This is a genomic window from Pseudomonas sp. 8O (assembly GCF_902506495.1).
GTDB lineage: Bacteria > Pseudomonadota > Gammaproteobacteria > Pseudomonadales > Pseudomonadaceae > Aquipseudomonas > Aquipseudomonas chaetocerotis.
In genome coordinates, this window is record NZ_LR733265.1 from 499,885 (window position 1) to 518,037 (window position 18,153).

The following is an 18,153-nucleotide window of genomic DNA, read 5'->3' on the forward strand; positions in this document are numbered from 1 at the left end:
GTTGGCAGGGCGCCTCGGCTATAGTTGTCGGCTTCTGCGCCCCCTGATTCCGGAGCCCGCAATGCCGAACAAAGGACTGCTTCTGGCCCTCGCACTCACACTGCCCCTGACCCTGCTCAGTGCCTGCGATTCTTCTGAACCCCCTGCCACGGTGACCCCCGCCGCGCCTGCCGCACAACAGCCGCAAGTGCCTGCGCCTGCGGTCGACCGCGACGCGCTGGCCAAGCGCTATGCCGGCCGCGAGCTGGAGGTGGTGGACGTTTCCGAGGTGCAACTCGACGGCGCCAGCGCGCTGTCGGTGACCTTCTCCATCCCGCTGGACCCCGACCAGTCCTTCGCCGAGCGCCTGCACCTGGTCGACAGCAAGACCGGCAAGGTCGATGGCGCCTGGGAACTGACCGACAACATCAGCGAGTTGCGCCTGCGCCATCTGGAGCCGCAGCGCAAACTGGTGCTGACCATCGATGCCGGCCTGAAGTCGATCAATGGTGGCAAGCTCGCTGCCGAACATGTCAGTCGCTTCGAAACCCGCGACCTGCAGGCCAGCGTCGGTTTCGCCAGCCGTGGTTCGCTGCTGCCGACACGCCTGGCCGAAGGCCTGCCGGTGATCGCGCTGAACGTCGACAAGGTCAACGTCGAGTTCTTCCGCATCAAGCCCGAGGCTCTGCCGCGCTTCCTGTCCCGCTGGGGGCGTTCCAGCAATCTGGATACCTGGGAGGCGCGCGAAATGCTGCCGATGGCCGATCTGGTCTATGGCGGTCGCTTCGACCTCAATCCGGCGCGCAACACCCGCGAAACCCTGCTGTTGCCCATCGCCGGCCTGGAGCCGTTCAAGCAGCCGGGCGTTTACCTGGCGGTGATGCGTGAGGCCGGCAGCTACAGCTACTCGCAACCGGCGACGCTGTTTTCCCTGAGTGATATCGGCCTGTCCGCGCATCGCTATCGCGACCGTCTTGACGTGTTTACCCAGGCGCTGGAAGGTGGCAAGGCGCAGTCCGGCGTGCAGCTTGAGCTGCTCGACGGTGAAGGTGCCCTGCTCGCCGAAGGCAAGACCGATTCGGCTGGCCATGCGCAACTGCCGTTGTCAGCCAAGGCCCAGGTGCTGCTGGCCAAGCAGGACGAGCAGACCAGCCTGCTGCGCCTGAACACCCCGGCGCTGGACCTGGCCGAGTTCGACATCACCGGCCCGAAAGCGCATGCCCTGCAGTTCTTCGTGTTCGGCCCGCGCGATCTGTATCGCCCCGGCGAGACCGTGCTGCTCAACGGCCTGTTGCGTGATGCCGACGGCAGCCCGGTCAAGACTCAGCCGGTCAGTGTCGAAGTGCGTCGCCCGGATGAGCAGATCAGCCGCAAGTTCGTCTGGAATGCCGGTGATGACGGTCTCTATCAGTATCAGCTGCCGCTTGCCGAAGAAGCGCCGACCGGTCGCTGGCAGTTGCTGCTGGACCTCGGCGACGGCAACCCGCAGCTCTACGAATTCCTCGTCGAGGACTTCCTCCCCGAGCGCCTGGCCCTGGAACTCAAGGGCCAGGAGCAGCCCTACACGCCGGGCGACAGCGCCGAGTTCGCGGTGACCGGGCGTTACCTCTACGGTGCGCCGGCCGCTGGCAACCGCCTGACCGGGCAGCTTTACGTACGCCCGCTGCGTGAAGCGGTGGCGAGCTTGCCGGGCTATCAGTTCGGCGACATCACCGAGGCCGACCTGAGCCAGGACCAGGAAATCGACGAGGTCAATCTCGACGACCAGGGCCGCGCCGTATTGCGCCCGGAAAACCGCTGGAGCGACGCCAGATCACCGCTGCGCCTGATCCTTCAGGCCAGCCTGCAGGAGTCCGGTGGCCGCCCGATCACCCGGCGTATCATCCAGCCGGTATGGCCGGCCGAGCGCCTGCCAGGTCTGCGCGGGCTGTTCGAGGGCGAAGAGGTCGATGCCGACAGCCTGGCCGAATTCGAAATCCTGGTGGCCGACGCCGCCGGCAACAAGCTGGCGGCCGACAACCTCAATGTGCGTCTGGTGCGTGAGCGCCGCGACTACTTCTGGAGCTTCTCCGACGGTGAGGGCTGGCGCCACAACTACAACGAGAAGTTCCTCACCCTCAGCGACGAGCCCCTGAAGATCACCGCTGGCGGCACCGCCAAGGTCAGTTTCCCGGTGGAGTGGGGCCCGTACCGGGTCGAGGTGGTGGACAACCAGACCGGCCTGGTCAGCAGCCTGCGTTTCTGGGCCGGCTACCGCTGGCAGGACAACGCCGACGGCGGCGCAGTGCGCCCCGACCAGGTCAAGCTGGCGCTGGACAAGCCGGCCTACGCCGCGGGCGATGTGGCGAAGATCACCGTCACCCCGCCAGCGGCCGGTAACGGCTACCTGCTGGTCGAGTCCAGCGAGGGGCCGCTGTGGTGGCAGGAGATCAGCGTGCCGGCAGGCGGCAAGACCTTCGAGCTGCCCATCGACCAGAAATGGGCGCGCCATGACCTCTATCTCAGTGCCCTGGTGATTCGCCCCGGCGAGCGCAAGGCGCAGGTCACGCCGAAGCGTGCCGTTGGCCTGCTGCACCTGCCCCTGGAGCGCGCCCCGCGCAAGTTGGCGCTGAGCCTGGAAGCGCCGGAAAAAATGCGTCCGAAGCAGCCGCTGACGGTAAAGGTCAGCGCGCGCAACGCCGACGGCAGCATTCCCGAGAAGGTGCATGTACTGGTCGCTGCGGTCGATGTGGGCATTCTCAACATCACCAGCTACGCCACGCCCGATCCGTTCGCCAATTTCTTCGGGCGCAAGGCCTATGGTGCCGACCAGCTGGATATCTACGGTCAACTGATCGAGGCCCAGGGGCGTGTCGCCAGCCTGGCCTTCGGCGGTGACGCCGGTCTCGCCGCCGGTGGCAAGCGTCCGGATACCAGCGTGCTGATCGTCGCGCTGCAGAGCGATGCGCTGAAGCTGAACGACAAGGGCGAGGGCGAAGTCAGCCTGGATATCCCCGACTTCAACGGTGAGCTGCGTCTGATGGCGCAGGCCTGGACCGACGAGCGCTTCGGCATGGCCGAGGCCAAGACAGTGGTCGCAGCGCCGCTGATCGCCGAGCTGTCGATGCCGCGCTTCCTCGCCGGTGGCGACGAAACCACCCTGGCGCTGGATCTGACCAACCTGTCCGGCAGCGAGCAGAAGCTCGACGTGCAACTCGGCGTCGAAGGTCAGCTGCGCCTGCTCGGCAAGGGGGAATCACCGATCAGCCTGAAAGATGGCGAACGCACCACCTTGCGCATTCCGGTGCGTGCCGAAGGCGGTCTGGGGCAAGGCCGTATTCATGTCGAGGTGCAGGGCCTGGCGTTGCCGGATGAGACGCTGGGTGATTTCAGCCGTGAGTGGACGCTGGGGATTCGCCCGGCTTATCCGGCGCAGCTGCAACACTTCCGTGCGGTTCTCGGCGAAGGCGAGCCCTGGAGCATGCCGGCTGGCACCCTCAACCAGTTCGAGCCTGCCGGGCTGGAGGCCGTGCTGGCCTTGTCGAGCCGGCCGCCGCTGAATCTCGGTGAGCAGATTCGTGCGCTCAAGGCCTATCCCTATGGTTGCCTGGAGCAGACCACCAGTGGCCTGTACCCGTCGCTCTACGCCGATGCCGCCAGCCTCAAACGCCTGGGGCTGGAGGGCGAGCCGGACGAGCAGCGACGCAAGAGTATCGAGCTGGGTATCGAGCGCCTGCTCGGTATGCAGCGTCACAACGGTGGCTTTGGCTTGTGGAGCGCCGAGAGCGAAGAGGAATACTGGCTGACCGCCTATGTCACCGACTTCCTCCTGCGTGCCCGTGAGCAAGGCTTCGGCGTGCCGCCAGAGGCACTGAAGAAGGCCAGTGATCGCCTGCTGCGCTACCTGCAGCAGAGCAGCCTGATCGAGGCCAGTTACAGCCAGGACTTCGCTCACACCCGCTTCGCCGTGCAGGCTTATGCCGGCTATGTTCTGGCGCGCAGCCAGCAAGCGCCTCTGGGTGCGCTGCGCAGCCTGTTCGACCGTCGCAACGAAGCGCGTTCCGGCCTGCCGTTGGTGCACCTGGCGGCTGCGCTGAAACTGATGGGCGATGCGCCGCGTGCCGAGCAGGCGTTGAATCAGGGGTTGATCCAGCAGCGCGATGGCGAACGCTGGATGGCCGACTATGGCAGCCCGCTACGTGACCAAGCACTGATCCTCGCCCTGCTGGAAGAGCACGACCTGGCGACTGGTCAGCGCGAGCAGCGTCTGTTCAACCTGGCGGATGAACTGGCCGGCCAGCGCTGGCTGTCGACCCAGGAGCGCAACTCGCTGTTCCTCGCCGGCCGCGGCATTCTTGGCAAACCCGAGCAGGCCTGGAGCGCCAAACTGGCCAGTGGTGCCTTCCAGTTCGACCTGAGCAACCAGCAGCCCGGTATCAAGCTGGAGCGTGGCGAACTGGCCGAACCGCTGAGCGTGAGCAATGCCGGCAGCGCCACGTTGTATCAGCAACTGACCCTGTCCGGTTACCCGAGTCAGGCGCCGCGCGCCGGTGGCGAAAACCTCAGCATCGAGCGCGAATACCTCAGCATGGATGGCCGCCCGCTCGATCTACAGCGTCTGGACAGCGGCGAGCTGGTGCTGGTGCACCTGGCTGTGAGGGCCACGCAGCGCGTGCCGGACGCCCTGGTCGTCGACCTGCTGCCGGCCGGCCTGGAGCTGGAGAACCAGAACCTGGCACAAAGCGCAGCGAGCCTCGATGACGCCGGCAGCAACGTCAAGGAATGGCGTCGTTCCATGCAGAATGCGCGGATCAAGCATCAGGAGTATCGCGGTGATCGCTACGTGGCAGCGGTGGATGTGGAAGGCTACGGCACCACCCATCTGCTCTACCTGGCCCGCGCGGTGACGCCTGGCAGCTACCGCGTGCCGCCACCGCAGGTGGAGTCCATGTACCGGCCGAGCTGGCAGGCGCTGGGCAGTGCGCCGGATAGTCTGGTGGTGAGGGGGCGCTAAAAGCGAGCCCGGATTGCATCCGGGCTACAGGAGTCGCGTAGCCCGGATGCAATCCGGGAGCTTTGTTGAGTGGGCACGGAGGCCCGATCATGGTCGCTTACCGAAGAGCCCGGGTGGCAGGTGGTTGTTATTTCCTGACCCTGGCACTGCAAGACAGGTCCAGCGACTTGCTGGTCAGATATTCAACTCGGCTTCGTCAGTGCCTACGGAGCGTTCAAGCGCAGAGGCCTTTTCGCCTTCCTGCTCTGGTCGTGCTACCCGACCATCTGCATATGCTGATGGTGTTGCCGACCGATGACGCCGACTTCTCTGCACGGGTTCGCAAGCTCAAGAGAGAATTCATTGTTGCGTTACGCCAACAGGTCGGGATCAGAGTGCAGACCAACGCCAAGGGCGAAGCCAATATCTGGCAGCGACGTTTCTGGGAGCATCTGATCCGTGACGAGCAGGACTACCGCAACCATGTGGATTACATTCATGTCAATCCGCTCAAGCATGGTCTGGTCGCTCGTGTACAGGATTGGCCGTTTTCCAGTTTTCATCACTATGTACGGCAAGGTTTGCTACCCAGCGATTGGGCGGGTGGCACAGGCGTTGAGATCGAAAATGCTGGTGAGTAAGGTGATCCCCGGATTGCATCCGGGCTACGCCGACCCTGTATCCCGGATGCAATCCGGGAGCTTGTGCTGACCATGCGACTCAACCACTTGCGTCGCTGGCTCATACTCGCTTGCGTTCCCCTGGCCCTGTTCTGGCTAGCCGACCGCCTGTTCCCGCTACCCCTGCCCGAGGACGATCTGGCGCGGGTGGTGCTGGCCGAGGACGGCACGCCGCTTTGGCGCTTCGCTGATCGTGACGGTGTATGGCGTTATCCGGTGACGCCGGATGAAGTTTCGCCCTATTACCTGGAGGCGCTGCTGACCTACGAGGACCGCTGGTTCCGCCAGCACCCCGGCATCAACCCACTGGCGCTGGGCCGTGCGGCCTGGCAGAACCTCACCGGCGGGCGCGTGGTGTCCGGCGGCAGTACGCTGTCGATGCAGGTGGCGCGTCTGCTCGATCCGCATGGCCGTGACCTGCCCGGCAAACTCAAGCAACTCTGGCGCACGGCGCAGCTGGAATGGCATCTGTCCAAGGATGAAATCCTTACCCTGTATCTGAACCGCGCGCCCTTCGGAGGCACCCTCGAGGGCGTCGCGGCGGCGAGCTGGAGTTACCTGGGCAAACCACCAAGTCAGCTCACGCGTGCCGATGCCGCGCTGCTCGCGGTGCTGCCGCAGGCGCCCAGCCGCTTGCGCCCGGACCGCCATCCCGAACGCGCCCAGGCAGCGCGTGACAAGGTGCTGCGGCGTCTGGGCGAATTTCAGGTGTGGCCACAGGCCCAGGTGGATGAGGCGCTGGAGGAGCCGGTGTTTCTCGCGCCGCGCCGTGAGCCGAGCCTGGCGCCCTTGCTGGCGCGGCGACTGAACCGTGCCGGCAGCCCGCCATTGATCCATACCACCCTCGATGCCGGCCTGCAGTTGCGTCTGGAGGATCTGCTGCTGGGCTGGCGGGCACGTCTGCCGGAGCGCACCTCGGCGGCGATCCTGGTCGTGGAGCACGAGAGCATGGCCGTGCGCGCCTACCTTGGCTCGGTGGATATCGCCGACACCTCGCGCTTCGGTCATGTCGACATGGTGCGCGCCCTGCGTTCGCCCGGCTCGACGCTCAAACCCTTCCTCTACGGCATGGCCCTGGATGCCGGGCTGATCCACTCCGAGTCGCTGCTGCAGGACGTGCCCCGGCACTACGGTGACTACCGGCCAGGCAACTTCTCTACCGGCTTCATCGGCCCGGTGTCGGCCAGCGAGGCGCTGGCCACCTCGCTCAACCTGCCGGCCGTGCAGTTGCTCGAAGCCTACGGGCCGAAGCGCTTTGCCGGCGAATTGCGCAGTGCCGGTGTGCCGATTCGCCTGCCGGCGCTGGCCGAGCCGAACCTGGCGCTGATCCTCGGTGGCGGCGGTTCGCGCCTGGAGTCGCTGGTGGCGGGTTACAGCGCCTTCGCGCGCGGCGGCATGGCGGCCAGACCTCGCCTGCAACCAGATGATCAACTGCGCGAGCGGCGCCTGCTGTCGCCCGGCTCGGCCTGGATCATCCGGCGCATTCTCAGCGGCCAGGCACGCCCGGATCGCGACCCGCGCGCCTACCTGGCACAGCGCCCGACCCTGGCCTGGAAGACCGGCACCAGCTACGGCTTTCGCGATGCCTGGGCCATCGGCGTTGGTCCGCGTCATCTGATCGGTATCTGGATCGGTCGCCCGGACGGCACCCCGGTGCCCGGCCAGTTCGGCCTGGCTTCCGCTGCCCCGCTGCTGCTGCAGGTGCATGATCTACTGGTCAATCGTGACAGCCAGCGCGGCATCGCTGCGCCGGCCGATCCACAGCCGGCCGAGGTTGGCGTGGCCGCCATCTGCTGGCCGCTGGGGCAGCCGATGAGCAAGGATGATCCCAACTGTCGGCGCCTGCGCTTTGCCTGGACGCTCGAAGGCACCACGCCACCGACGCTGCTGGCCGCTGATCAGCCGTTGGGCAGCGGCCTGCGCGAGCGCTATTGGTTGAATGCCGGTGGGCGTCGCGTTGGTCCGGGCTGCCCGGGAGCCGAGGTGCGTGAACTGGCCTTGTGGCCGGCGCCATTGGAGCCCTGGCTACCGCGTCGTGAACAGCGTACGGCACGTTTGCCGAACGTCGACCCGAGCTGCCCGCCACCGCGCAGCAGCCAGGTGGCGCCGCTGTCCATCGTCGGTGTGCGCGACGGTGATCGTCTGCGTCGTCCGCAGGGCATGCATGAGCCGCTGCGGCTCAGCCTTTCAGCGCTGGGAGGAAGTGGTCGGCGCTGGTGGTTCCTCGATGGCCGACCGCTGGGTGACACTGCGCTGGATGCACCTTTCAATCACGCCTTCGACAGCGGCAGGCATCAACTGAGCGTGCTCGACGAGGGTGGCCAGACCGCTCGTCTGGAGTTCAGCGTAGGGCCGTAAAGCGCGCCGCTGGCGCCGACCGCTCTGGCCTGCGCCCTGATCATCACTGCGCATGATCTCGCCTGGAGCGAATAAAGCTCTGTCGTGAGCCGCCGATATGAAACCTGGCGGTAATCGATTTGCAATTTGTGTACATTTTTGTATCCAATTGCTCGGGTGAGCTCAAGAATAATAACCGGGAGAAGCCTCCATGCGCCTCTGGCAACGCAGTATTCAGTGGCAGTTGATCCTCAGCATGGGCGCTGCCCTGCTGGCCAGCATTCTGATCGTCGTCGGCATCTACTCGGCGGTGGTCGATCGCCTGACTGAACGCTACCTGATCGAAGAAGCGCTGCCAGCGCGGGTGCTGGCGATCCGCAACGACCTGGAGCGGGTGCTGACTGCGCCCATTACCGCCAACGCCTCGATTGCCGAGAACAGCCTGGTGCAGGATTGGCTGGCCGCTGGCGAGGATGCCACCCGGCGTGACGAATTCGCGCGCTATCTGGAGGGCGTGCGCGCCCAGCAGAACGCCATGACCACCTCCATCGTCGCCCTGGCCAGTGGCAACTACACCACCGGTGAAGGGCTGATGCGCACCCTGGACCGCAGTCAGGCGGAGAACCAGTGGTTCTATCGCCTGGTCGACAGCGACCGTGACCGGGTGCTGGAAATCGACATCGACAAGACCACGCGGCTGCCCACGCTGTTCATCAATCAGCGCATCAAGCGTGGCGGCAAGACGCTCGGCGTCTCGGGGCTGGGCTACAACCTGGCGGACATGTCGAAGATGATCAGCGAGTTCCGTTTCGGCGAGCGCGGCCAGGTGTTTCTCATCGACAGCCAGGGCAGCGTCAAGGTCCACCCGCGTTCGCAGCTGAGCGGCAGTGGCAAGCTCGCCGAACTCTTCGGCGCCGACGCCAGCCGTCAGGTGCTTGCAGGCGACAGCCGGGCGGTACGGTTCGAGCGCGATGGCGAGATCTTTCTCGCCGTGGCGCAGAAGTTCGCCAGTATCGACTGGCTGCTGGTCAGCGAGGTGCCTGAGGCCGAAGTCTACGCCGAGGCTCGGCAGGCGCTGCTGATGACCAGCCTGATTGGTGTGGCCGTTGCGCTGTTGTTCCTGGGGCTGGTGGTGCTGCTGGCTCGCGGTCTGGTGCGGCCGATCCGTCAGGTGACCCAGGCACTGGTGGAAATCGGTGGTGGCGGTGGTGATCTGACGCGCCGCCTGGATGAATCGCGGGCCGATGAGCTGGGCGATCTGGCCCGTGGCTTCAATCGCTTTCTCGCCAGTCAGCGCGACCTGATCGGCGATGTGCTGGCCACCAGTGAGCGGTTGCGTACCGCAGTCGGCCAGGTGGCGCGGGTGGTGGAGAACACCGCAGGGCGCGCCGGCCAGCAGCAGGAAATGACCGACATGGTGGCCACCGCCGTACACGAGATGGGCCTGACCGTGCAGGAGATCGCGCGCAACGCCAGTAACGCTGCGCAGTCCTCGCACAGCGCACGCGACGAGGCGCAGAGCGCGCGTCAGGTGGTAGGCCAGTCCATCGCCCATATCGAGCGAATGTCCGCCGATATTGGCAGCGCGGCGGGTGCGGTCGCTCAGCTGGCCGAGCAGGTCGCTTCCATCGATCAGGTGCTGGCGGTGATTCGCGGTATCTCCGAACAGACCAACCTGCTGGCGCTCAACGCCGCCATCGAGGCGGCACGTGCCGGGGAGATGGGGCGCGGCTTCGCTGTGGTGGCTGACGAGGTGCGCACGCTGGCCAGCCGTACTCAGGCGTCGACCGACGAGATCCAGCAGATGATTCAACGCCTCAAGCAGGGCGCGGAAACGGCCGTCAGTTCCATGCACGCGGGGCAATCGGCCACCGGCACCGGTGTCGAGGCGAGTCAGCGCACCGGGCAGTCGCTCGGCGCCATCACCGAGCAGGTCGAGCGCATCAGCGACATGAACACCCAGGTGGCGGCGGCGACCGAAGAGCAGAGCTCGGTGACCGAGGAGATCAACCGCAACGTGCAGGGCATCGCCGATCTGGCGCACGCCACCACTGGTGAGGTGCGCGCCTGCCGCGAGGATTGTCAGACCCTGAGCCGCCTGGCCGATGACCTGGCCGGGCAGATGGGCAAGTTCCGCCTCTAGTCGGGGTGCTGTCTTGGTAGGGTGCGCTGTGTGCACCGCTTATCGCCGCAGATTTGCTGGTGCGCGCTGCGCCCCCTACCCAAACCCCGCACGACCCAGCAGAGCCTCAGTGATCGGCCGTAACCAGGCGGTTGCGGCCCTCGCGTTTGGCGCGGTAGAGCGCACCGTCGACGCGTCTGAAGAAGGCGTCGGCGTCGCCGTCATGACTGCTGCTGAAGCAGCCGACGCCCAGACTGGTGGTCAGCTCCAGGCGCTGACCGGCCAGCAGCAGGCCTTCCGTTGCCAGTTCCTGACGAAATTGCTCGGCCATATCCCACGCCTGGGCCAGGGTGGTGCCCGGCAGCAGCACGCCGAATTCTTCGCCACCCAGGCGCAGCAGGGCATCGGCATCACGGCGAAACACCTTGCGCATGCGTTCGGCGAATGCGCTCAGGCAAGCATCGCCACCGGCGTGGCCGTGTTCATCGTTGACCTTCTTGAAAAAGTCGATATCCATCAGCACCAGCGACAGCGGCTCGCCCTGGCGCACCGCATTGGCTACCAGGCTGGGGAACAGGTTGTTGAACTGATAGCGGTTGCCCAGCTGTGTCAGGCTGTCGGTGCGGCTGAGCAGATCGAGCTGACTCTGCTGCTCCAGCAGCTTCAGCTCCAGGTCGAGGGTCGCTCGGTATTCACGGTGATTGCGGCCCAACACCAGAATCAGATAGCCGAGGTAGAAGGTCAGGGTGATCAACATCGCGTGCTGGTGCTGCCAATTCAGCGCCATCACCGCCAGGCCCGGCAGGTAGAGCAGGGCCAGGGCCAGCAGGGCGCGGCCACGGCGCATGGCGAAGTTGAAGGTCATCGCCGTACCGAAGGCCACCGTGGCGAGGGTGGCGATCATTTCCGAGTCGTTGTAGGCGTCGCTGTATAGCGCCAGCGCGTGAGCCTGCCCCCAGCACAAGGCGGTGAGAAGGATCAGCCCCCAGTGGTGATCGAGCCAGCGTTGCAGTTGCTCAGGGTGGTGGATTCCATCAGGACGGTGCAGCAGGCGTGCAGCCAATAGTACGGCGAACACCGTGCAGCCCAGCACACCGCTTGGAATCAGGCTGCCAGGATCGGCACTGAACACCCAGGTCAGCAGCCAGGCAAGCAGGTAGAAGAATCCTCCCAGACGCGTGCGGATGCGGGTGTCATCCACTTCACGCCACAGGGCGAAGGTATTGGGTTGGCGCGGTACTTCGGCGTCGGTCATTTTTGTGATCACAGAATGCTCTCGCGTGAGCATAGCGCTTTTTGCTTGCAGCAAGGGTGTCGATTGGCCAGCATCCTGCGCCGTTCAGTCCTCAACACCTTGTTACCTTTGCCGCCTGCCTGCAGCGAACCCGCCGCTCTGCAGGCAGTCAGAGCCCAGGCTTCGTTGTCTCGAACGACTGCAACAAATCCGCCGCACACTGCACCCATCCACCTTCATGCGAGCGCTACGCGATGATGTCCGCTGCCAAGGGGATGCTTGGAAAGCTTCCTGTTCTGAGCCCATGGAAATGGGCGTTGCTGTTGGGGGCCGTGCTGGCTGCCTATCAGATGAAAGCGATGCACCTGGACGACCGTCTCTATTTCTGGATCACGACTTCCTGGCATCAGGATGACTGGGCTCACCGTAGTCTGTGGCTACCGGAGTATCGGGTCGAGATCGATGCCAAACCGGTCGTTGGCGTTGCCGATAATTTCTCTGGTCTCAGCTACGACGACGACCGCCATCAGATCTGGGCCGTGCTCAACAACCCGGAGCAACTGTTGAGGCTGAGCCTCGATGGCGAGGTCCTGGGCCGCTATCCGCTGCATGGCTTTCAAGATGTCGAGGGGGTGACTTACCTCGGTGATGACGTACTGCTTCTGGCCGAGGAACGCAAGCAAGCATTGGTCGCGGTACCTGTTCCGCTCCGTGAAGGGACCCTGCAGCGTGCCGATTATCGTGCGCTGACCCTCGGCATCGATCTGGGTGGCAACCAGGGCTTTGAAGGGCTCGGCTATGACCGGGCTGGCGACCGTCTGTTCGCCGTCAAGGAACACTCACCGCGCAAGCTTTACGAGATTCGCGGCCTCAAACGCAGCCTGCAGGGCGAGTTCGGCCTTGAAGTGATCGATCGTCAGGACTGGATAGACCACCGGATATTCGCGAGCGATCTGTCGTCCATACATTTCGATGAGCGCACCGGCCATCTGGTGTTGCTGAGCGATGAATCGCGCTTGCTTATCGAGCTGGGCAAAGATGGGCAACTGATCAGCTTCCGTTCCCTGCTTCGGGGCTTCGCAGGCTTGCGTGACAGTGTGCCGCAGGCCGAAGGCGTCACCTTCGATGCACAGGGAAATCTTTACCTGGCCAGCGAACCCAATCTTTTCTACCGGCTGCAACGCCAATGAGGTTCACCCCCGGCGGATCAGCCAGATGCCGGCAACGATCAGCAGCAAGCCCGCCACCTTGCCAAAGGTGATGGGCGCTTCACGAAAACCTGCCCAGCCGAAGTGATCGAGGGTAATGGCCATGGCCAATTGCCCGGCGATCACCAGCACCATGAACAGCAGTGCCCCAACCCGTGGCCCGGCGAAGGCCGCCGTGGCGATGAAGAAGGCGCCGAGCAGGCCGCCACTCCAGTGCCACCAGGTCAATTCCTTGAGTGCGCCGAAGCCAGGCATCTCGCGCTGGCTCAGTGTCATCAGCAGCAGCGCCAGGCTGCCGACGGCGAAGGAGATCAGCGCTGCGGCGAAGACGCTGGACAGCTGGCGGGCGAGTTGGCCGTTGATGCCGGCCTGCAGAGGCAGCACAGCACCGGCGATGAAGGGCAGGGCCAGCAGCCAGCCGCTGATCTGATTCATGGGTAACTCCAGAGCGAGCAATAGGGTGAAAGGATAGGGCGCTACTGCAGGGCTTTTTCCAGTTGCACCAGGGCCACACGACTGCCGTCCGGGGCGCGGCGTTCGACGATGCCGACGGTCTGGTAGCCGAGTCGGGTGTAAAGCAGCAGGCCGCCAGCGTTGGCGTTGAAGCAGGACACCTTCATCAGCGGTGCCTTGTAGCGCTCGCGGGCGGTCTGTTCCATCACCTCCACCAAGTGCTGAGCCACGCCCTGGCTGCGCGCCCAGGGCGCCACCATCAGGTTGCCCAGTGCGCAGAACTCGCCGTGCTGCCATTGGTAGAAATTGGCAAAACCGGCGACTTTTCCATCCAGTACCACCACCGTGCTTTCGCGCCGCTCGGCGATGGCGGCAGCGAGCTGGCCGACGTTCAGCGGCCAGATGGCCTTGGGGTAGCAGAAGAACAGTTCATCGACGTTCTGCGGAAAGCCGACCACGTCGCCGAGGTCGGTGGCCGTGGCCGGGCGGTGTTGCAGATTTGCATTCAAGCAGGGTGGTCCTTGTTCAGCGCGGTGGATATTGTGAGAGCACCTGGGTGACGGTTTCGCGGATCGCTCGCTCGCGTTCGGCCGGGCTCGGCGGTTGGCTACGCATCACCTGCTCACCGCTGCCGCGCCACACCAGTTTTCCGTCTTTGGCGTCGTACAGGTCGATCTGCAGGGTCGCGACCTTGTAGTCCACGCGGCGCGTTTCGGTGAAGGCAGGGCCGCCCCAGTAGCCCCCCCAATAACCACCCCAGCCACCACCGTACTGGGTGGTGATCTGATCCTGGCGCTCGTCGACGATCAGCACGCTCTGGACTTTCAGGTCACCCTGGCCATCGGCCACCTGGCGCAGGCCGCGCTGGTCGAGCTGTTCGGCGACGGCCTGGCTGATGCGTGCCTCGGTGATATCGCTCTTCAGGCGAACGTCGTTGGGCTGATAAGTGAGTTTCTCATCCATCCAGCTCCAGCTGCGGTAGGCGCTGAAGTCACGGCTGGTGTCGAAGTCGCGCTCCAGGCTGACGCTGGCGCAGCCACTCAGCAGCAGGGCCACGATCAGGTAGGACAGGTTACGCATGATGCTCTCCGGGGTGGTCGATCAATAGGGGGGATAGCCGTCCATCGCGCTGCGGATCGCCGCACGCATGGCATCGGCCCGCGCCGCCTGGTCCTTGCCGGCCACGGCTTCGCCGCTACCGGACCAGACCACCTGGCGGTCGCTTGGGTCGATCAGTTCGATGCGTACCACCGCCACTTTCTGCTCGTAAGTACGCACGATGGGTACGCTACCGTAGGCGCCGTAGTGGCGGTCCCAGTGGCTGCCGGTGCCATAGTAGCCTCCGACGTTGTCCTGATACTGGCGCAGGCGGGTTTCCTGGCTGATACGGGCGTTGACCAGCACGTCGCCAGGACCGTTGAGTGCCGGGCGCAGGCCGTACTGGTCGAGACCGGCGCTGACGCTGTCGGCCAGCTGATCACCACCAGGGGCACGGCCATCCAGCCAGCTCCAGCTGCGGTAGCGGCCGTAGTCGCGTGGTGCTGCTGGATAGGCGCTGCGGTCGAAGGTCGTGGCTGCGCCAGGCGGTGCCGGCGGCATCGGCAGCGATTCGGCCTGGTAAGGGTTCTGGCTCTGGCAGGCGGCCAGCAGCGGCAGGATGAGTATGGCTATGGCGGTGCGCATGGTCGTCTCCGTAGTCGCGCGCGACATCCCCGATGGCTTCAGGCTACGCCGGACTGTCGGCTTCGTCCAACGCGTGCACCACGGTTTCAGCGTGGTCGGCAGATCCAGTGCAGGTAGCGGCCGAGCCCCTCGAAGCTGGGGTGGCGGCGGTGCGCCAGTTCCATTTCCAGCAAGTCGATCAGCTCGGCCTTGGCCTGGAATTGCTGCGGCATGTAATCGTGGAACACGCGCACGCCGCTGCGGCTTTCGACCTGCCAGTGGGCGACGAGTTGCGTGGCCAGTTCGCGTGGGTCTACCGGTTGTTGTGGTGTCAGGCTCTGTTTCTCACCGGCGAAGTGCTCCTTGCGCAGCTTGCGAAAATGACCCTTGAGCAGGTTGCGGTAGATCAGCGCGTCCTTGTTATAGAAGGCCAGCGACAGCCAGCCATTGCTTGCAGTCAGCTGGTGCAACACCGGCAGGATGGCCGCTGGTTCGGACAGCCACTCCAGAACGGCGTGACATAGCACCAGATCGAAGGGCTCTTGCAGCTGGCCGAGCAGTTCCTGCCAGGGCGCTTGAATGAACGTGGCGTTCTGTCCGGCTTCGGCGAAGCGCTGGCGTGCACCTTCGAGCATGGGTTCGGCGGGTTCGGCCAGGGTGACCTGGTGACCACGCTGGGCCAGCCACAGACTCATGTGACCCAGGCCGGCGCCGACGTCCAGCACCCGCAGCGGGCGATCCGGCAGCGCCTCGGCCAGGTCGGCCTGCAGCACGGCGAGGCGAATGGCACCCTTGGCGCCGCCGTAGATCTTCTCGGCGAAGCGGGTGGCGAGCTCGTCGAAGTGGCGGTCGCTCATTTGAGGAAGCGCCGTTCGTTGTCGGCGAGCTTGTCGAGCACCGCCTGGTTCATGTCGAGGCCCAGCTCACTGCACAGTTGCAGGAGATAGAGCAGTACGTCGGCCACCTCCTGGCCGGCATGGACGAGCTGATCGGGAGGCAACTGGCGGGACTGCTCCTCGCTCAGCCACTGGAAGATTTCCACCAGCTCGGCCATCTCCACGCTAGCGGCCATGACCAGGTTCTTCGGGCTTTGGTAACGACGCCAGTCGTTGTGATCGCGAATGGCGTGCATGCGGGCGGTGAGTTCGGCGAGGTTCATGGTGCGGCTCCGTTCGAGCCGCATAGCTTCGGCTCGAACGACCCGGGCTGCAAGCTGCGCTTTACTTCGGATTGTCTCCCCTCTCCCGCTTGCGGGAGAGGGGCCGGGTGATAGGGCTGTCCGATAACAACGGTGCCGCCTGAACCACCCTCTCCCCAGCCCTCTACCATGAATGGGAGAGGGGGTAGACTGTGCAAATCAGGCCTCCAGCGGCTGCCAACTCCCTGCCATATGCGCTATGTCGCCCTCGCCGATCAGGCGGAACTGGCCGCTGGCGGCAGACTCGCTGGCCTGCAGGGCAACGTGGGTGGGCAGCAGCACGGGTTTCTGGAAGCGTACCTCCACCTCGTAGCCGGTCTGCGGCAGGTGCGCGTGCAGGGCTGAGAGGCTGCGCGCCTTGTTCCACAGGCCATGGGCGATTGCGCGAGGGAAGCCGAACAGGCGTGCCGTCACGGCGAACAGGTGGATCGGGTTGTAGTCGCCGGCTACGCGCGCATAGCGCCGGCCAGTGTCGGCGGGTGCGGCCCAATCGGCCAGTGGCGACAGCTCCAGCGTCTGCTGTTCGGCACCTGGCTGCGCTTGCCCTTCGAGGCGCAGGGCGCGGCAGAGGATGCGGCTATCACCTTCCCAGAGCAGGCCGAGTTGGTCTTCCAGTCGGGTGATCAGGCTGAAGGTGGCGCCCTTGTCGTGGGGTTGCAAATCGGCGACCTGCACGCTGATCTGGAACGGCCCCAGCCCACCCAGCGGACGCAACACGCGGATACGATTCTGCAGATGCACAAGGCCCAGGAGCGGGAAGGGAAAGCAGCGGTCGGTGAGCAACTTCATCTGCAGGCCGAAAGCGAGCACGTGCGGATAGACAGGTGGCAGGTATGGGCTGTCTGCGATGGCACAGACCTGGCGATAGCGCGCCAGGTGCTTCGGGTCCACCTCCACGCGGCAGCGCAGACCGATGTTGGGCAGTTGGCGGCCAGTCACCTTGCGGCGCAGGGCTGCGCGCAGGAACAGACCAGGCAGGGCCGGTGGTGCATCGAGATCGAGCCAGTCGATGGCCATTGGCGAACTCCTTGGCGAATGAATGACTGCAGCTTAGCTCTCAGACCCACGCTGACATTGGCTGTTCTGCCCGCAGCGTGCGCAGGCTAGCCAATCCGTCTGTTGCGCGGTTTGCGCGTGGCAGCTCGCTGCCCCTAAGATGGCGCCGCTCACGAATAAAAAGAACAGCAGGAATCATGCGTGATCTGACCGACGATGTGGCGTTGATGCGCCCGGTAATCGATGCCCTGCGCGCCAGCGGAACCGATCCTGACCGTGTGCTGGTGCGTGTTGGCCTGCCTCCTGGCGGGCTGCCGGCTGGCCGTTTTCCCCATGCGGCCCAGGCAGCGTTCTGGAAGGCCGCCAGCGAAGAGTGCGGCGAGGAGCACGTTGGCCTGTACTTGGCCCAGCACTTGCCCGCCTTCCATGGCCTGCTTCTGGAATACCTTTTTCTCTCCAGCGAAACCTTTGGCGCGGGCCTGCGCCATGCGCTGCGCTACGTACGCCTGCTCTCCGACACCCTCAACGCGCGTTTGCATGTTGACGGCGATATGGCCGTGCTGACGCTGGGCCTGCAAGCCGATACGCCGCGCCATTTTCCGGAGATGTTGGCGGGAGCGGTGATCCGTCTGTTCACTGCCTTGACCGAAAACGATTTTCGCCCGCGTGAAGTGCGTTTCATGCATCTCGAGGGTGCACCTGCAGAGCGCTACCTGGCGGTTTATGGTTGCCCGGTGCGCCTCGGCGCCGAGGACTGCGCATTGCTGTTCGACGCCGCGGTGCTGGACAAGGCCTCGCGCCACGCCGCGCCGGAATTGCTGCGCATGCACGAGTCGCTGGCGCGGCGGCAATTGGCGGAAGTGGAGAGGCTGGACCTGGTGCGCCAGGTGCGAGAGCTGATCGCCGAGTTGTTGGTCGATGGTGGCGCCACCCTGGAGCAGGTAGCGGCGCGCTTGAACATGCCGGCCCGGCGCCTGCGCGAGCGCCTGGCCATGGCTGGGGTGCGCTTCAACGATCTGATCACCGATTACCGCTGCCGCCTGGCCAAGGAGCTGCTGCTGAAGACTGACGAGCGCATCGAAGTGATAGTCGAGCGTACCGGCTTCTCCGAGCCGAGCACCTTCTACCGCGCGTTCAAACGCTGGGTCGGGGAAACACCGGTGGAGTTTCGCAAGCGCGGCAAAGGTTGATGCCATCCTGTGGGAGGGGCTTTAGCCGCGACCGTCGCCGCTGAAGCGCCTCTCACAGATAGTCACTCGACTGTAACCGTGGTGTGGGCCGGGCGGCGATCCGCTTCAGCCCACCAGCCCAA

Annotated in this window: 14 protein-coding genes and 1 pseudogene; 7 read left to right on the forward strand and 8 right to left on the reverse strand. The window is 65.0% G+C overall.

What is annotated here, in order from left to right:
* Window positions 1–61: 61 nt before the first annotated feature.
* From GV002_RS15830 to GV002_RS24640, 5 genes and pseudogenes are all read left to right on the forward strand, one after another.
* Window positions 62–4,972, forward strand: coding sequence for an alpha-2-macroglobulin family protein (locus GV002_RS15830; RefSeq protein ID WP_160019312.1), 4,911 nt, complete (start codon window positions 62–64; stop codon window positions 4,970–4,972).
* Between the two features lie 89 nt (window positions 4,973–5,061).
* Entirely contained in the window at window positions 5,062–5,592 is a 531-nt protein-coding gene (locus GV002_RS15835) for an REP-associated tyrosine transposase (protein WP_160019313.1), read from the forward strand.
* Between the two features lie 72 nt (window positions 5,593–5,664).
* The gene (gene pbpC, locus GV002_RS15840) at window positions 5,665–7,989 is read left to right on the forward strand and encodes a peptidoglycan glycosyltransferase PbpC (protein ID WP_160019314.1); all 2,325 of its coding nucleotides are present in this window, start codon (window positions 5,665–5,667) and stop codon (window positions 7,987–7,989) included.
* Between the two features lie 235 nt (window positions 7,990–8,224).
* A pseudogene (locus GV002_RS24635) lies at window positions 8,225–9,247 on the forward strand (cache domain-containing protein); the annotation flags it as partial.
* Window positions 9,248–9,382: 135 nt separating this feature from the next.
* Window positions 9,383–10,111, forward strand: a complete 729-nt coding sequence (locus GV002_RS24640) for a methyl-accepting chemotaxis protein (RefSeq protein WP_372241843.1) — start codon at window positions 9,383–9,385, stop codon at window positions 10,109–10,111.
* A 106-nt stretch (window positions 10,112–10,217) separates the two neighbouring features.
* Here the strand turns inward: GV002_RS24640 and GV002_RS15850 are convergent, their stop codons facing one another.
* Window positions 10,218–11,345: a GGDEF domain-containing protein gene (locus GV002_RS15850; protein WP_160019316.1), complete on the reverse strand. Its 1,128-nt coding sequence runs from the start codon at window positions 11,343–11,345 to the stop codon at window positions 10,218–10,220.
* A 233-nt stretch (window positions 11,346–11,578) separates the two neighbouring features.
* Here GV002_RS15850 and GV002_RS15855 point away from each other — a divergent pair, with 233 nt between their 5' ends.
* On the forward strand, window positions 11,579–12,514 hold the full coding sequence (locus GV002_RS15855; protein ID WP_160020179.1) for an SdiA-regulated domain-containing protein: 936 nt from the start codon (window positions 11,579–11,581) through the stop codon (window positions 12,512–12,514).
* Between the two features lie 3 nt (window positions 12,515–12,517).
* On the opposite strand, the gene GV002_RS15860 is transcribed toward GV002_RS15855, so the two are convergent.
* The 7 genes from GV002_RS15860 to GV002_RS15890 form a co-directional block, all read right to left on the reverse strand.
* Window positions 12,518–12,967: a DMT family transporter gene (locus GV002_RS15860; protein WP_160019317.1), complete on the reverse strand. Its 450-nt coding sequence runs from the start codon at window positions 12,965–12,967 to the stop codon at window positions 12,518–12,520.
* 41 nt (window positions 12,968–13,008) lie between these two features.
* Entirely contained in the window at window positions 13,009–13,494 is a 486-nt protein-coding gene (locus GV002_RS15865) for a GNAT family N-acetyltransferase (protein ID WP_160019318.1), read from the reverse strand.
* A gap of 16 nt (window positions 13,495–13,510) precedes the next feature.
* A complete protein-coding gene (locus GV002_RS15870) occupies window positions 13,511–14,068 on the reverse strand; it encodes a DUF4136 domain-containing protein (protein ID WP_256667155.1) in 558 nt (185 codons plus the stop codon).
* An 18-nt stretch (window positions 14,069–14,086) separates the two neighbouring features.
* Complete coding sequence (locus GV002_RS15875) at window positions 14,087–14,668, reverse strand: DUF4136 domain-containing protein (RefSeq protein ID WP_160019320.1); 582 nt, start codon at window positions 14,666–14,668, stop codon at window positions 14,087–14,089.
* A gap of 86 nt (window positions 14,669–14,754) precedes the next feature.
* Window positions 14,755–15,504, reverse strand: coding sequence for a methyltransferase domain-containing protein (locus tag GV002_RS15880; RefSeq protein ID WP_160019321.1), 750 nt, complete (start codon window positions 15,502–15,504; stop codon window positions 14,755–14,757).
* Window positions 15,501–15,806: a nucleotide pyrophosphohydrolase gene (locus GV002_RS15885; protein ID WP_160019322.1), complete on the reverse strand. Its 306-nt coding sequence runs from the start codon at window positions 15,804–15,806 to the stop codon at window positions 15,501–15,503. Before GV002_RS15885 ends, GV002_RS15880 begins: the two co-directional genes overlap by 4 nt.
* 198 nt (window positions 15,807–16,004) lie before the next feature.
* The gene (locus tag GV002_RS15890) at window positions 16,005–16,862 is read right to left on the reverse strand and encodes a MaoC family dehydratase (protein WP_160019323.1); all 858 of its coding nucleotides are present in this window, start codon (window positions 16,860–16,862) and stop codon (window positions 16,005–16,007) included.
* A 176-nt stretch (window positions 16,863–17,038) separates the two neighbouring features.
* Here GV002_RS15890 and GV002_RS15895 point away from each other — a divergent pair, with 176 nt between their 5' ends.
* Entirely contained in the window at window positions 17,039–18,031 is a 993-nt protein-coding gene (locus GV002_RS15895; protein ID WP_160019324.1) for an AraC family transcriptional regulator, read from the forward strand.
* Window positions 18,032–18,153 lie beyond the last annotated feature (122 nt).